13 protein-coding genes are annotated in these 15,921 nt (G+C 40.7%); 11 read left to right on the top strand and 2 right to left on the bottom strand.

Features of this window, described 5'->3' with window-relative positions; all coding sequences use genetic code 11:
• The first annotated feature begins 61 nt into the window (after nt 1–61).
• From mfd to IV512_RS09025, 9 genes are all read left to right on the top strand, one after another.
• Nucleotides 62–3,442, top strand: coding sequence for a transcription-repair coupling factor (gene mfd, locus IV512_RS08985; protein WP_209402544.1), 3,381 nt, complete (start codon nt 62–64; stop codon nt 3,440–3,442).
• 86 nt (nt 3,443–3,528) lie between these two features.
• Entirely contained in the window at nt 3,529–3,864 is a 336-nt protein-coding gene (locus tag IV512_RS08990; protein ID WP_209402546.1) for a TerB family tellurite resistance protein, read from the top strand.
• 11 nt (nt 3,865–3,875) lie between these two features.
• Nucleotides 3,876–4,220: a TerB family tellurite resistance protein gene (locus tag IV512_RS08995; RefSeq protein ID WP_209402548.1), complete on the top strand. Its 345-nt coding sequence runs from the start codon at nt 3,876–3,878 to the stop codon at nt 4,218–4,220.
• Nucleotides 4,221–4,263: 43 nt separating this feature from the next.
• The gene (locus IV512_RS09000) at nt 4,264–4,713 is read left to right on the top strand and encodes a DUF4440 domain-containing protein (protein WP_209402550.1); all 450 of its coding nucleotides are present in this window, start codon (nt 4,264–4,266) and stop codon (nt 4,711–4,713) included.
• A gap of 66 nt (nt 4,714–4,779) precedes the next feature.
• Nucleotides 4,780–6,066: an acetylxylan esterase gene (locus tag IV512_RS09005; RefSeq protein ID WP_209402552.1), complete on the top strand. Its 1,287-nt coding sequence runs from the start codon at nt 4,780–4,782 to the stop codon at nt 6,064–6,066.
• A 1-nt stretch (nt 6,067) separates the two neighbouring features.
• Complete coding sequence (locus tag IV512_RS09010) at nt 6,068–6,916, top strand: DMT family transporter (RefSeq protein ID WP_245224707.1); 849 nt, start codon at nt 6,068–6,070, stop codon at nt 6,914–6,916.
• A gap of 100 nt (nt 6,917–7,016) precedes the next feature.
• Nucleotides 7,017–8,036 (top strand): 3-dehydro-L-gulonate 2-dehydrogenase, encoded by a 1,020-nt coding sequence (gene yiaK / locus IV512_RS09015; protein ID WP_209402555.1) that lies wholly within the window; start codon nt 7,017–7,019, stop codon nt 8,034–8,036.
• 45 nt (nt 8,037–8,081) lie between these two features.
• Nucleotides 8,082–9,362, top strand: coding sequence for a serine hydrolase (locus tag IV512_RS09020; protein WP_245224708.1), 1,281 nt, complete (start codon nt 8,082–8,084; stop codon nt 9,360–9,362).
• A gap of 35 nt (nt 9,363–9,397) precedes the next feature.
• Entirely contained in the window at nt 9,398–11,323 is a 1,926-nt protein-coding gene (locus IV512_RS09025; RefSeq protein WP_209402557.1) for a CocE/NonD family hydrolase, read from the top strand.
• A gap of 3 nt (nt 11,324–11,326) precedes the next feature.
• Here the strand turns inward: IV512_RS09025 and IV512_RS09030 are convergent, their stop codons facing one another.
• On the bottom strand, nt 11,327–11,986 hold the full coding sequence (locus IV512_RS09030) for an aspartate kinase (RefSeq protein WP_209402559.1): 660 nt from the start codon (nt 11,984–11,986) through the stop codon (nt 11,327–11,329).
• Between the two features lie 105 nt (nt 11,987–12,091).
• The gene (locus IV512_RS09035) at nt 12,092–12,451 is read right to left on the bottom strand and encodes a YraN family protein (RefSeq protein ID WP_209402561.1); all 360 of its coding nucleotides are present in this window, start codon (nt 12,449–12,451) and stop codon (nt 12,092–12,094) included.
• A 195-nt stretch (nt 12,452–12,646) separates the two neighbouring features.
• On the opposite strand from IV512_RS09035, the gene IV512_RS09040 reads away from it, so the two are divergent.
• Both IV512_RS09040 and IV512_RS09045 read left to right on the top strand, forming a co-directional pair.
• On the top strand, nt 12,647–14,140 hold the full coding sequence (locus IV512_RS09040) for a DUF1800 family protein (RefSeq protein WP_209402563.1): 1,494 nt from the start codon (nt 12,647–12,649) through the stop codon (nt 14,138–14,140).
• A gap of 9 nt (nt 14,141–14,149) precedes the next feature.
• Complete coding sequence (locus tag IV512_RS09045) at nt 14,150–15,859, top strand: DUF1501 domain-containing protein (protein ID WP_209402565.1); 1,710 nt, start codon at nt 14,150–14,152, stop codon at nt 15,857–15,859.
• Nucleotides 15,860–15,921: the final 62 nt, after the last annotated feature.

The following is a 15,921-nucleotide window of genomic DNA, read 5'->3' on the forward strand; positions in this document are numbered from 1 at the left end:
TTAAAAATGAATGGCATCGATTTAACAGGTATGCTTATCTTTGCAATTCAAAATTTTACGGTTGACCCAAATTACTATCCAACAACTGTTCGCGCAGTCTCCGAAAACACGGAAACTAGGGGAAGCTATTTCCCAAGGTCAAGGAACGACCGTAATAAACGGGCTTACAGGATCTTCGCTCTCGTTCACACTTTCCGAAACCTTCAAGCAGTCGAACAGACCCTTTCTTCTTATTTTTAATGATAAGGAAGAAGCGGCCTATTACCTTAACGACCTAGAGCAGCTAGTTGGTGATGAAGATGTTTTATTCTACCCGGGAAGCTACCGTAGACCCTACCAAATAGAAGAAACCGACAATGCCAACGTTCTTTTAAGGGCCGAAGTACTCAATCGTATCAATTCTAGAAAAAAGCCCGCGATAATCGTCACCTACCCAGATGCTCTTTTCGAAAAAGTGGTCACAAGAAAAGAACTTCAGAAAAACACCCTGCAAATAAAACTTGATGACACCCTTTCATTAGATTTTTTTAATGAAGTACTGTTCGAATACAAATTTAAAAGGGTCGATTTCGTTACTGAACCCGGTGAGTTTTCGGTGCGGGGTGGTATAGTCGATGTCTTTTCGTTTTCGCATGATGAACCATACCGAATTGAATTTTTCGGCGATGAGGTAGATAGCATCAGAACTTTTGATCTAGAAACTCAACTTTCTACTGATAAAGTGAAAAAAATTAGCATCATACCCAATGTAGCAAATAAATTTCTTGAAGAAAAAAGAGAAGGTTTTCTTAAATATATAGCACCGGAAACTACTATTTTCATCAAGAATGTCGATTTTATTTTTGATCGACTCAGTGATTTATTCAGAAAGGCTGGAGAAGCGTTCGCCAAACTTTCAAGCGACATAAAGCATGCCGTACCTGAAGAACTTTTCATGAATGCCGAGGGTTTTAAAAAACAACTTGAAGGGTTCGGATTGCTTACTATGGATGCTTCCGCAGAATTCGTCAAGCAGAGCATAACGAATACAATAGTATTTCAGACCAAGCCTCAACCTTCTTTCAATAAAAAGTTCAATCTGCTTATTGAAAATCTTAATGATCTTAAGGCACAAGGTTATACCAACTATATTTTTTGTGCCAGTGAGCAGCAGGCCAAACGGTTTCATGCCATATTTGAAGATATTAGCAGTAAGGTTCACTATGAAACCCAAGTGCTTCCCTTATTTCAAGGGTTTATCGACGATGACCTAAAAATAGTCTGTTATACCGATCATCAAATCTTTGAACGCTATCATAAATTCCATCTAAAAAATGGTTACGCCAAAAAGCAAGCCATTACGCTGAAGGAACTGAACAAGCTTGAAATCGGAGATTATGTTACCCATATCGACCATGGTATCGGCAAGTTTGGCGGACTTCAAAAAATAGATGTTGAAGGCAAAAAACAAGAAGCCATTAAATTAATGTACGGTGAGCGTGATATTCTGTATGTTAGTATTCATTCGCTACATAAAATTTCAAAGTTCAACGGAAAAGATGGCGCGGCCCCAAAAATCTTCAAACTAGGCTCTTCCGCTTGGAAAAAGCTGAAGCAAAAGACCAAGACCCGCGTCAAGAAAATAGCCTTTGACCTTATCAAAATTTATGCTAAAAGAAGACTTGAAAAAGGTTTTCAATACGACCCCGACAGCTACCTTCAAAACGAACTTGAAGCTTCGTTTATTTATGAAGATACGCCCGATCAAGGTAAGGCGACAGAAGATGTAAAAAGAGACATGGAAAGTGAACGCCCGATGGATAGGCTTATCTGTGGCGATGTAGGCTTTGGTAAAACCGAGGTAGCCATTCGTGCGGCCTTTAAGGCGGTTGATAATGGCAAACAGGTGGCAGTACTTGTGCCCACCACTATTCTAGCCTTTCAACACCACCGAACTTTTTCGGAGCGTCTTAAGGAGATGCCGGTTACCGTAGATTATCTAAACAGGTTCAGAACGGCTAAAGAACGAAGGGAAACCCTTGAAAATTTGGCTTCGGGCAAAGTTGATATCATCATTGGCACGCATCAATTGGTAAACAAAAATGTTCAATTCAAAGACCTCGGCTTGTTGATTGTTGATGAAGAACAAAAATTCGGGGTTGCTGTTAAAGACAAATTGAAGTCTATAAAAGAAAATGTCGACGTGCTCACACTTACGGCTACACCTATACCGCGTACCCTGCAATTTAGCCTTATGGCGGCCAGAGACTTATCGGTTATCAATACTGCACCACCCAACCGCTACCCTATCGAAAGCAGGGTCATTCGATTTAGTGAAGAAATTATGCGCGATGCCATCAGTTACGAAATTGAACGTGGCGGGCAAGTATTCTTTATTCATAATCGAATTGAGAATATTAAAGAAGTGGCCGGTATGATTCAACGCTTGGTACCCGACGCAAAAGTAGGCATTGGGCATGGGCAAATGGATGGTAAAAAACTTGAAGCCCTCATGCTAGGCTTTATTAACGGGGAGTTCGATGTCCTAGTTTCGACAACCATAGTTGAAAGCGGACTTGACGTTACCAATGCAAATACCATTTTTATAAACAATGCCAATAATTTTGGTCTGAGCGACCTGCATCAAATGCGTGGTCGTGTAGGTCGAAGCAATAAGAAGGCTTTTTGCTTTTTTATTACTCCACCATACGAGGTAATGACCCCAGATGCCAGAAAACGGATCGAAGCCCTAGAACAGTTTACAGAATTGGGCAGCGGTTTTAATATTGCCATGAAAGATTTAGAGATTCGTGGCGCGGGTGACCTACTAGGGGGCGAGCAAAGTGGATTCATCAACGAAATCGGTTTTGAAACCTACCAAAAAATTCTGGCCGAGGCCATTGACGAACTGAAGGAAAACGAATTTAAAGACCTATATGAAGAAGTTGAAGGACATCATGAAAAGGTCTTCGTAAAGGAAACGCAAATCGATACCGATTTCGAGTTATTATTTCCTGATGATTATATCAACAACATTACCGAACGTCTCAATCTCTATACAGAACTCAATCAGGTTAAAGACGAAGGAGGACTTAAAAAGTATGAGACCGAACTAATCGACCGTTTTGGCGAACTACCTTCAGAAGCGGAAGATTTACTGAATTCAGTTCGAATCAAATGGATCGCCACCCAAATTGGTTTAGAGCGTATTATAATGAAAAAGGGGAAGTTGGTGGGCTACTTCATTGCCGATCAGCAATCTGAATTCTACCAAAGCTCAATTTTCACCAAAGTGCTTCAATTTGTTCAGAGCCATCCGCAGCAATGTAAAATGAAGGAAAAACAAACTCGTAATGGTTTACGCTTGTTATTGGTGTTCGATAATATTTCATCAATTGAAAAGGCGCTAAAGGCATTGAACCCTTTTGAGCAATTTGCAACGACGGAGAAAATCGCTCAGTAACTCAGTTCATTTTACATATTAAGAATAGGCCACAATTTCGCACAATTTGCTATCTTACCCCCACTAACACAAACCATTAACATATTATGCAAACTCAAACGGCAGCTTTTACCTTGGCCGAAAAACTGGCTATGGTACATGCTGTGAATGCCGTTATTCTTGCCGACGGTCACGTTCATGAAGGGGAAATCAATGCTTTGACCCAGCTCATGCAGTATATCGATTTTGACAGTAATTTTATTATGCAGGCAAGAAATATAGATAGCGAACAAGCTATTTTGATTCTAAAAAAAATGTCGCAAGAGAAGAAAGACAATTTGGAATCAATTCTAGAAATGACGGCTATTTCCGATGGATTTAAGCACACTTCGGAAATCGATTTAATGACCTATATTTTCAGGTCGATGAACAGTAGCAACTGACCACAAAGAGCATGAAAACTACAGAATGTAATAAAGTACATTTTGAAGAGAATGAAAAGAAAGCTATAATCGCCTTATGTTATGAGGTTATTTTAGCCGATGGTCTGGTTCACCCCAACGAAATAAAGACTTTGCATAATCTTAAAGACAAATTAGGCATTAACGGTCTTATCGTCAAGGAAGCTCAAAAAACAACTGTTCAAGAGGCAGAATCGATTTTACGAAATATGTCAACAACAAATAAAAATTCTTTGGCCAGAACGCTGCATGAGATAGCTATAGCAGATTTTCATGTTCACAAAAAGGAAGTTCGTTTAATTATTCAAACTTTTAAAAATATCGGAATCGGCATTTAAAGCGACCAAGAGCCAAATCCTTTTTGAACAGTAAAATTTATTTATGAAATCAATTCTTTTCAAATCACTAATTCTACTGTTCACGGCTGCTTGCACTTATGCCCAAGATAGCCCCTCTAAAAAAGAGAAGCCACTTTACACTCTAATTGACCAATATGCCCAAGCGCGCGAAGTAAAAGACACCATTTTATTGAACAAGATCCTAACAGAGGATATCGATCAATTGGTATCTACCGGTGAATGGCGACGGGGTTATAAAACCGCTAAAGAAGGCATGCTTAGAAGCTCTGCAACCAACCCTGGAGATAGAGTCTTAACGGTAGAGCACACCCGATTTCTAAATGATAAAACCGCAATTATCGATGCTCGCTATGAAATAAGGAATAGCGATGGCTCCATAAGAAAAATGTGGAGCACCTTTATAGCTATCAAAGAGCAAAAAACCTGGAAAATTAGTGCCATCAGAAATATGCTGCCTAGAGGGCAAAACTAGTATCGTTACCTGCTTCTCAATTCGTATCTTAGTCGTACATTTTTTTGAACCAAACCAACCTGACCGATGAAAATCAAATGCTACGCTTTCTTATTTTTCATATTACTCTCTTGTTTTAATCTTTCCGCCCAACCCAGTAAACAATTGGTTGAGGTAATTATAAGCCCTGATGAATCGGATTGGACGTATAATCTGGGTGAACAAGCAGAGTTTACCATAATGGTGCTCAAAAACAAGGTGCCTCTAAAAAACATTGATATAAAATATGCCATCGGGCCAGATTTTGGATATCGTGAACTACCCCTTTGGGAAGAAGGTACCTTGACGGCAAAGAAAAACACGATAAAAGCAAAAAAGTTCGACCACCCGGGTTTTCTTCGTTGTACAGCAACCGTAACCGTAGATGGCAAAGAATATAGTTCATATACCACAGTTGGTTTTGAACCCGATAGAATCAAACCCACCACCACACTACCCAAAGACTTTGAAAATTTTTGGAAACAGGGCAAAGATGAATTGTCTCAAATACCAATAGAACCGGTACTGACATTGATGCCCGAACGCTGTACCGACAAGGTCGATGTATATCACGTGAGCATCAACAATATTCAAGGGAAAATTTATGGCATTCTTGCCATGCCAAAGAAAGATGGCAAATACCCTGCAATTTTACATGTTCCCGGGGCAGGTGTCCGCCCCTATTACGGTAAGGTAAGCGAAGCCGCTGAAGGGTTTGTTTCATTCACCATTGGCATTCATGGTATTCCGGTAAATTTAGACGAAGGAGTTTATAGAGATTTAAGGGCAGGAGCGTTAAATGGTTATCAAACATTCAACTTAGATGATAAAGATCAGATGTATTTTCGTCGGGTTTATTTGGGGTGCATTCGTTCCGTCGATTTTATTGAAAGCCTTGATAAATTTAATGGAGAGGATATCGGCGTTACCGGTGGCAGCCAAGGTGGCGCGCTTTCGATAGTTACCGCTGGCCTTGACGACCGAATCGATTATTTGGCCGCCTTTTACCCGGCGCTTTCCGACATGACGGGTTTTCTCCACGGTCGAGCAGGTGGCTGGCCACAAATATTTGTAGATGAATTTACCAATAAGCCAGAAAAAATTGAAGTTTCGAAATACTACGACGTAGCCAATTTTGCACGCTTTGTTAAGGCTGAAGGTTGGTACAGTTGGGGCTATAACGATAATGTCTGTTCACCGGCCTCTACCTATGCCGCCTACAATACAATTCCCGGTAAAAAAGAACTTCATCTTTTTCAAGAAACCCAGCATTGGACGTTTCCCGAACAACGTGAATTGCGAAATGAATGGTTGTACACCAAATTAAAAAAATAGCTTGAAAAAGGCTCTCTACGCCATTATTCTTTGTGCCATAATCGCTGGCAGCAACGGAGTTCTCATCAAACACATGAACTCGTTATCGGCAGGTGCCATCGGTTTTTTCCGTACGATGATTCCGGTATTGATTCTTTCCCCGGTCTTGTTCAGCAAATCAAGACCGTTATTTACGGGCAATTACAAAAAAATGCTACTGGCTTCAGCCGTGAACGTTGTACGCCTCTATTTTTATCTACTGGCGTTCATTTATACATCTATTGGCAATGCAATAGTATTGGCTTACACATGGCCTATTTTTGTATTTCTTATCGAAACGAGGTATTATCGCAAACCCCTCAATAAACAACAGATCCTTTTACTATTATTGGCATTTACCGGAATGGTCATCACCTATACGAACAAGTCTTTCAGCTTTGGTAATGATGACCTTATCGGCATGGTATCCGCAGTTTTATGTGCTATTGGCTACGCCATCACCGTGGTAATGTTCAAATCGGAATCGGCAAATTATACATCGGAGCAGCTTATCGTCTATCAAAACCTTATAAGTGCTATTTTCTTTCTGCCCTTTATGTTCTTTCTTCCAGAAATTCAATGGAATCAAATAGGCATAGGTTTATTCTATGGGGTTTGGGTCGGAATCGTGATTTTTAAACTGTTCTTTTACGGACTCAAATTTTTGCCGGCATCAACAGCCTCTGGCCTTATGTATATAGAAATCGTCAGTGCAATCACCCTGGGGTATTTTGTGCTAGAGGAAACCTTGAATATAAATACATTGATAGGCGGCACTTTAATTTTAATTAGTAGTTTTCTCATTACCCGGGCAAACACAAAAAAAGATTAACTTACTACCCATTTGGCAAACTCTACTTTCTCATCGTATTTTATTCGAATGAGTAACCCGTTTTCCAAACACTATATCTTAACAACAATTGAACTAAAGAATGGCTTCAAACCTTAGACAAATTTCTTACGAACAAATGCAACAGGTGTTGCAAAAACTATTTCGCAAATACGGTTTCACGGATACCAAGGCTGATCTGATAGCCAGAATATATACCGAAAGCACCTTAGATGGCGTTAACTCGCATGGTATCAATCGGGTTCCTCTTTTTATCACCTATATTGAAAAGGGCTATGTTGACGTTCATGCAGAAGCTGAAAAGGCAGAAGCTTTTGGTAGTATAGAACGATGGGACGGTAAATTAGGCCCTGGCATTATCAACGCTCACAAATGCACCAACAGGGCGATAGAATTGGCAAAAACCAATGGCATGGGCCTTGTGGCCCTAAGAAACACAAATCATTGGATGCGTGGCGGCACCTACGGAAGAATGGCTGCCGATAACAATTGCATATCTATATTATTTACGAACACCCAACCCAATATGCCACCATGGGGCGGTAAAGAAAGTCGACTGGGCAATAACCCTTTGATTGTCTCTATACCCAGAGAAGAAGGTCATGTGGTTCTTGATATGGCTATTTCACAGTTCGCTTTCGGAAAAATTCATGATTATCGCTTGAAGGGCCAAAAATTGCCATTCCCGGGTGGATGGGATGATGATGATAAACTCTCCAACGACCCTGAAAAAATATTGAACAAAGAGAGAGGTTTACCTATAGGTTATTGGAAAGGCTCAGCACTTTCGATGATATTAGATATGTTGGCCACCTTATTGTCCGCCGGAAATTCTACTTCTAAAATTTCAGGAAAAGATTGCGAAGTGGGTATTTCACAGGTCTATCTTTGCATCTCTCAAGATTTATTTCACGATAAAGACCTTCAAGAAAGGTTACTGCAAGAAATAATCGATTTCACCCACGATGTAGAACCCATAAACAAAGGCGACAAAATCTACTACCCTGGTGAACGAACCTTAGAAACTCGAGCCAAGAACGAAAAAGAAGGAATGCCGGTAAGCAATGAAGTATGGGCTAAAATCTTAGAACTTTCTTCGTAAGAAATGCTGTAAAACGGATCAATTTATCTGCAAATACCAAAATCTATGAAAACAAATGTTATGGCGCTGGCCTTGATTTCAGTACTGCTTCTGCAATCTTGTAAAGAGAATACATCTTCGAATGCCAAAACTGAGAGTGACTCATCGTTGGTGATTACCGAAAACGCAACGCAACGCATAGATTCGACCTTAAAAAGTTTTGTAGATGCCAAGAACATCGCAGGAGTTTCAGCCCTAGTTTTCGAAAAGAACAAAGAGGTATATTTCAATGCTTTTGGCCATGCCGATATCGAGTCACAAAAACCAATGGCCCGTAATACTATCGTTCAAATTTACTCGATGACCAAACCGGTCACGGGTACGGCTTTGATGACGCTATACGAAGAAGGAAAATTTGAATTAGATGACCCTTTGGAAAAATATGCCCCTGAATTTGCCGATATGAAAGTCTATGCAGGTGAAGATGCTTCCGGAAAGCCCATTTTGGAGGATGCCAACCGCCCGATCACCATACGCGATATTACCCGACACACCGCCGGGTTTGCAGGGGCGGGTGATTCACCCTTAGGTAAAATGGTGGCAGAGGCCGATGCCATGAACCGCAATAATACCTTAACGCAAATGGCCGAAAAAATGGGCAAACTTCCCCTACAATTTCACCCTGGTGAAGAATGGTTGTATGGCCCTTGTGTCGATGTACAAGCCTTCTTGGTCGAACGAATCTCCGGAGTACCCTACCAAGAATATGTACGTAAACATATACTCGATAAATTGGGAATGAACGAAACACGTTATTTTATTCCTGAAGAAGACCGTGCACGCTTTGCAAGCTTATATCGAAGAAAGGGTGAAGGTGTTTTAGAGCGAGATACGGTAACTTACAGTAATTATCTTGAAAAATGGCCATTGACTCGTGGTGGTTCGGGTCTTACCTCAACATTAGATGACTATATGAGGTTCGCTCAAATGCTAGTTAAAAAAGGTAGTTTAGATTCTGTGAGAATTTTAAAGCCGGAGACCGTGAAGTTAATGGCGACCAATCAATTGGCCGACAGCGTAACCGAAAGGCATTTCTTGCCCAGTAAAGGCCAAGTAGGGTTTGGTATTGACTTTGCCGTTCGAACAGACCCTCCTGCAAACGCGGATGAAAATAACGGGGCCGTCGGTGAATTTTTCTGGGATGGGGCTGCAAGCACCCTCTTTTGGGTCGATCCCGTCAATGAATTAACTGCCGTACTTTTTGTTCAATTGTTTCCATACGATCAAGTTGGTCTACATAAAGGTTTTCGCGATGCTGTTTACGGGCCATTTAAAAATGGTAATTGATTATATTTGGGCCAGCTAATTCAAACTAACTTCTCATGCATTTTCGTAGAATCACCCTTTTACTGTTTTTATTCGTTGCTACTATTTCGTGCGGACAGGAAATAGACACGCTTTACCTTGAAAAAAATTATGATTTAAAAGAGTATCGCATACCAATGCGAGATGGCGTGGAGCTTTTTACGGTGGTTTACACGCCGAAAAACACATCTGAAAAACATCCGATTCTATTAAACCGAACGTGTTATAATGCCTCAAAGCATACTGATTATCAATATGGCGGTTATCCTTCGCAATATTTGGTCGAAGATGGCTACATATTGGTGTTTCAAGATGTTAGGGGGCGATATATGTCAGGTGGCACGTTTGATAACATGCGACCGAACATCCCTGGTAACAAACCAAGAAACAAAAAAGATATCGATGAGAGCTCTGACACCTATGATACCATCGATTGGCTTATAAAAAATATAGACGGTAATAATGGAAAAGTGGGTATGTATGGTATTTCGTATCCGGGGCATTACACCGCAGCGGGCATGATCGATGCACACCCTGCCCTAAAGGCCTCGTCACCACAGGCACCCATTGCCGATTTCTTCTTTGACGACTTTCACCATCAAGGGGCTTTTCTTGAAAGTTATACCGCTGCATTTGCTGTTTTTGGTTATCAGAAAGACACTTTGACCAGAGAACCTTGGTATCGTGATGAACTTATGCGACTTTATGGTAACCCAGCGCCCGATGCCTACGATTTCTTTTTAAAAACAGGTCCGCTGAAGAATATCACAGAAAAATACCATCACGATAATTTCTTTTGGAAACAAATTGTTGAGCACCCTAATTATGATGAATTCTGGCAAAAAAGAAGTATTCTTCCCCACTTAAATGGTATTGACCATGCAGTTATGACCGTAGGCGGATGGTTCGATGCAGAAGACCTATATGGGCCATTAAATATTTACAAAACGGTTGAAGCAACTAGTCCGAAAGCCCAAAATACAATTGTAATGGGACCTTGGGACCATGGAGGCTGGGCCCGAGAAAAGGGAAAGACCGTGCATAACCATATTTATTTTGGGGATAGTATTTCCACCTTTTTCTTGAAAGATATTGAACGTAATTTCTTTGCACATTATTTAAAGAGCAAGAATATTCATAAGCTTCCCGAAGCTTATATGTTCGATACAGGGGCAAAGAAATGGGAAAAATTCAACGAATGGCCTCCACAAGATATAGAACCGATAAGTTTGCACTTTGGTGAAAACGGAAAACTTTTCGTTAACCAACCATCTGACGAGAACACTGTTTTTGAGTATACGAGCGACCCCAACAAACCGGTACCCTATACATCACAAACTGAAGGGTTGACCTTTACACCGAGAAGATACATGTCAGACGATCAGCGGCATGCTTCAAGAAGACCTGACGTATTGACTTTTGAGACAGACGCCCTAAAAGAGCCCCGCGTTCTGGCCGGTGAAATTATGGTCAAACTTAAAGTTGCCATGACAGGTACCGATGCCGATTTTATAGTGAAATTGATAGATGTGTACCCCTCTGACCATGAGAACTATGAGCACAACCCCGATAATATTGTTATGGGCAATTACCAACAATTAGTTCGCGCCGAGGTATTTCGTGGTAGGTTCAGAAACAGTTTTGAGAAACCGGATTCATTTGTACCAGATGAAATTAGCGATGTCAATTTCAAGTTACAAGATGTGTTACATACTTTCAAAAAGGGGCACCGTATAATGATACAGATACACAGCACATGGTTCCCGTATATCGATAGAAATCCACAGAAATATGTAGAGAACATCTACAAGGCCGACATCGAAGATTTTATAAAATCTAATATCAAGGTATACGGCTCATCATCTATAGAGATAGGCGGCACTCAAGAATGTTGTCTACCTGCACCATTTCAAGCAAGAACAGAACAGTTTATTAAAGACTGATTTCTATAAGGTTTTAAGGTCTTTGATAGTCTTGAAAGCTACATCTACCTGGCTATCATCGACCAAAATCGTAAACTCGTTCGTAGTAGAGATTACTTCATAAAGCACAATACCCTCCCAAGCCAATCGCTGAAATATAAAGTAATAAATACCTGGTACAGAAACATTCTCCGCTGGTAACTTTACCGTAATCGAGGATAGATTTTCAGCTTTTTGCGTACACTTTTCTTCATGAAAAAGTGTTTCTACGGTTTGGTCAAGACTATTACTGACCACAATATTAAGTTCGTTAACACCTCGAGAAGACGTATAGAAAACATCTTTATTTCTATTTACCTCTTCCAACAACTGCGCTTGTACCTCGAGTATCGACTCGGAAACAAAAAAGGTAAAATCGGTTAATGAAGAACGTACCGTTATCTCACCTATATTCTTAAGAACTTTTATAATTTTATGGGTCGCCCGAAATTCAAGATCATCAGATAGACGTTTCAACGCCATCACAATCGCGCCGTTTCGAATATCTTTACCTAATTCATCTTCGATTTCAGGCTTTACAATGCGTGAAAGTGAGGTCAAGTTAATAATACCTTGAGCCAATGCACTCTGTAGAAATGGTTTCTTTTTAATATACTGTTCTACGACCGATGAAATTGTTTTCATGTCTTCTAGGGTTGGTTTCGGAGCAAAAATAACAGATTGTTACAAATAAAACAAATTGTTTGTAAACTAAAATCGCACAATTTTAAATTAAGGTCTCAATCTTCTCTAAAAATGGTAAAATGCACTCTTTAAATGCTCTACCTTGAAGATTTTTCTATTTTTAAGAATCGTGATTACATCAAACCGAACCTCGACCTCCAACTCATTTTCAGTAACGTAGTTGTTGGCTGCGGCCACCAAAAGCTTTATTTTCTTTGAGGTAACGGTTTCTGCAATGGGTATTATTTGGTCATTGCTGCGGGCACGAACCTCGACCACTGCAAGAATATCTTGTTTTTGGGCAATAATATCGACTTCTGCTTTCAGATAGCGATAATTTCTTTCCACAATTTCATAACCCTCTTTGACCAAAAAATCTACGGCAATTTTCTCTCCTTCCTTTCCAAATTCATTATGTTTTCCCATCTGAACCTGTATTAAACCTTCAAAAATTAAGTATTTCATCGAAAAGTAGGGTATTAGAACGCGCAAAGTTGATTCAAATCACGTAAATACTTATGCCATATATCGAAAATAAAGCAATTACCATACTATAGACTACCATTGTACGTTAAGAATTGACCCCAAACACATAAACGGTTCTTAAAGCCTACTAAAAACATGGAATACTTTATCAACTGTAATACGGCTTCGCTAATGCCGTATAACACACCCCTTGACAGGTCTAGGGCCGCACATCTGTATAGAAGACTGGGTTTTAGCGCATCTGCCGAGACTATCGATCAAGCGGAAGGTCAAAATGCCGGGGCCCTAGTAGATACCCTTATTAATCAAGCTTTGAACGCCCAATCTATTCCAGCACCTGAATGGGCCGATTGGAATAGCAGCAACTACCCTGAAGATGACCAATTGCGCAATGCGATGATTCGTACACAAAGGGCTGAATTCGGTGTCACCTATGGCAATCAAATGCTAAACAACAACCTTAAAGAACGGCTGAGCTTTTTTTGGAGCAATCACTTTGTTACCGAACTCAAGGTTTATGAATGTAACTCTTTTCTTTATCATTATATAGATTGTCTTCAACGCAACTCGTTGGGCAATTTCAAAACTTTTGTGAGCGAAATCGGACTCACTAGTGCAATGTTATATTATTTGGATGGCGTTTATAACAATGGGCATAACCCAAACGAAAACTACGCACGAGAGCTTTATGAGCTATTCACATTAGGAGAAGGCAATGCGTATACCGAAGATGACATTATCGAAACCGCCAAAGCCCTTACCGGCTACGTGGAAAGGGGAGAATTGGGCTGTGAAGCCGTACAATATAATGCTGAACGCCATGATCCAGGCAGTAAGACCATTCTTGGTCAAACCGGTAATTGGGGGTATGACGATGTAATCGATATTCTTTTTGAGCAAAGGCCGAATGAAATTGCAGAGTTTATTTGTAGAAAACTATATGAGTTCTTTGTTCATCCTGACTCTAGAGATGAGGCCGGTAATGCCCAAAGTATAATTTCAGCAATGGCTTCGACCTTTACGAACAACAATTTTGAAATAGCGCCAGTGTTATCCGAACTTTTTAAAAGCCAACATTTCTTTGACGATGAGGCGATCGGCGTAATTATTAAGAGTCCGTTCGACTTTTACTTCAATTTTATTAAAGAAACCAACTTTTCCTATAACGATACCACGGTTGCCAGTATGATCAATTATAGCGGTATGATTAGTCAAGAACTTTTCAATCCTTTCGACGTAGCAGGTTGGCAGCGCGATCGATCTTGGATAAACACCAATTTTATGATTGGCCGATGGTTGACTATCGAGAGTATCTTAGAAGATTTGTTCGCTGCCGATGAGGAACAATTTAGAACCTTTGGTCTTTCTCTCACTGGAATGGACGGAATGACCAGCAACAACCCCGATGTCATAGCTAAACCTATTATAGATTTTATACTGCCAAAAGGTCTGCTCAATGACTCGGAATATGATAAGGCCTATACCGTTTTCAGAAGTGATGTTCAAGATCAATATTATGAAGGTGGTGCCACCCCAACTTGGACGTTGCAGACCTCAATGGAAGGCCCATCACAAGTATATCTACTGATTCAATATTTGGCCAGACAACCAGAATTTCAACTAAAATAACCTACTGCTATGTGCGACACCCATAATAAATCACCATATAAAGGCCTTCAGCACGATGGCCATGACCAAGAACATAAAACATGGAGCCGCCGCTCCTTTTTACAGGCATTAGGTATTACCGGATCTGGATCGATGATGCTCGGCAGTAATTTTTTAACAGCCTCGGCACCATCACCGTTAACTTCTGCCATTGCCAATGCAGAAACCGATAACATCTTAATTCTTATACGCCTTTCAGGGGGTAACGACGGACTGAGTACCGTTATTCCTATCGAACAATATGATGCCTATGCCAATGCGCGTCCGAATATATACATACCAGAAAGTAAAGTTTTAAAACTCTCTGATGAGTTCGGTGTGCCCTCGTACATGAAATCTTTAGAACCGCTCTGGGAAGAAGGGCAATTTAAAGCCGTACACGGTGTAGGTTATGAAGGTCAAAGTCTTTCCCATTTTACGGGATCTGACATTTTCGCCAATACCGATTTGACCTCAACAGGCTTTAGTGGTTTGAATACCGGTTGGATGGGTAGACATTTCGAAGAACAATACCCTGATTATTTAATAGCTCCGCCGCCGGCACCGGCTGCCATTCAAATTGGGCAATTCGGCAGTTTGGTCTTTCAAGGGGATGAAACCAATTATGCCTTCGTCACCTCGAACGTGGATCAGCTTGAAGAAATAGCCGAATCTGGCGTTCGCTATGGTCTAGATGAAGAATTGTTCAATGACTGTATGTACGGTGACCAATTAAGATTTTTAAGAGGAGTCGCCAATACAACCTACGAATATTCAGGTGTTATACATGATGCTTGGTCTCGTGGTCAAAATCAAGTTGAATACCAAGACAATGGCTTTGCTCGGCAATTAGCATTATTGGCTCGATTGATCAAAGGAAATTTAGGTACAAAAGTATATATGATTTCTATGGGAGGTTTTGACACCCACGGAAACCAGCCTTTGGCCCATGAAAGGTTAATGAGCAACTTATCAATAGCCATAAATAACTTCTACGAAGATTTGGCCTTTACCGAGCAAGATGAAAAAGTGTTGAGCATGACCTTCTCCGAATTTGGTCGACGAATTTTCGAGAACGGTTCAAATGGTACCGACCACGGTAAAGCCGCCCCTACTCTTTTCTTCGGAAAAGGCCTTAACGGTAGTGCCTTTGTCGGGGAACATCCGACACTTGAAAACCCTGATGGTCGTGGCAATTTAGAATACACCATGGATTTCAGGGACCTCTACGCGACCGTTCTTGCCGAATGGCTCTGTGTACCCATTCCCTTGGTACAAAAACATTTGTTAGATCACCCTTACACTCCGGTAAATTTAGGTTTCAATTGTAGTGGTACTGATTTTCCTGAAATAGCCTACAGTGACGGAGAGCCTACAATACCGACCTCTCCAGATAGTCAAGCGGAAGAACCGGTAGTGCCCAACAACGAGCAATTGAACGCTATTGTTCATAAACCGTTTTATCCAACAGAAAATTCTCCTCATATATATTTAGAAATGCCGGTAACGGCACATGTAGACATACAATTATTCAATATCGTGGGGCAAAATGTAGGTACGATCCGTAATGCAATTATGAGAGAGGGCGCCAATGAAATTAGCATAAAAGATAGTATGCCCGGCTATCTTGCCGCAGGCAAATACATCTATCGCATACAGGTACAAGACCATAAAATGAGTAAATCGGTCATGGTCGCCTAAACCCAACCTTCAATTTCAGTATAGAAACCCTTGTCGACTTACAGTTTGCAAGGGTTTTGATT

This window comes from Pseudozobellia sp. WGM2, assembly GCF_017810075.1.
Taxonomy (GTDB): Bacteria; Bacteroidota; Bacteroidia; order Flavobacteriales; family Flavobacteriaceae; genus JADNYK01.

Coding starts and splice junctions, on each gene's coding strand:
- IV512_RS09025 (WP_209402557.1), top strand. CDS start 9,398: ATGCATTTTCGTAGAATCACCCTTTTACTGTTTTTATTCGTTGCTACT.
- IV512_RS09030 (WP_209402559.1), bottom strand. CDS start 11,986: ATGAAAACAATTTCATCGGTCGTAGAACAGTATATTAAAAAGAAACCA.
- IV512_RS09035 (WP_209402561.1), bottom strand. CDS start 12,451: ATGGGAAAACATAATGAATTTGGAAAGGAAGGAGAGAAAATTGCCGTA.
- yiaK (WP_209402555.1), top strand. CDS start 7,017: ATGGCTTCAAACCTTAGACAAATTTCTTACGAACAAATGCAACAGGTG.
- IV512_RS09020 (WP_245224708.1), top strand. CDS start 8,082: ATGAAAACAAATGTTATGGCGCTGGCCTTGATTTCAGTACTGCTTCTG.
- IV512_RS08990 (WP_209402546.1), top strand. CDS start 3,529: ATGCAAACTCAAACGGCAGCTTTTACCTTGGCCGAAAAACTGGCTATG.
- IV512_RS08995 (WP_209402548.1), top strand. CDS start 3,876: ATGAAAACTACAGAATGTAATAAAGTACATTTTGAAGAGAATGAAAAG.
- IV512_RS09000 (WP_209402550.1), top strand. CDS start 4,264: ATGAAATCAATTCTTTTCAAATCACTAATTCTACTGTTCACGGCTGCT.
- IV512_RS09005 (WP_209402552.1), top strand. CDS start 4,780: ATGAAAATCAAATGCTACGCTTTCTTATTTTTCATATTACTCTCTTGT.
- IV512_RS09045 (WP_209402565.1), top strand. CDS start 14,150: ATGTGCGACACCCATAATAAATCACCATATAAAGGCCTTCAGCACGAT.
- IV512_RS09040 (WP_209402563.1), top strand. CDS start 12,647: ATGGAATACTTTATCAACTGTAATACGGCTTCGCTAATGCCGTATAAC.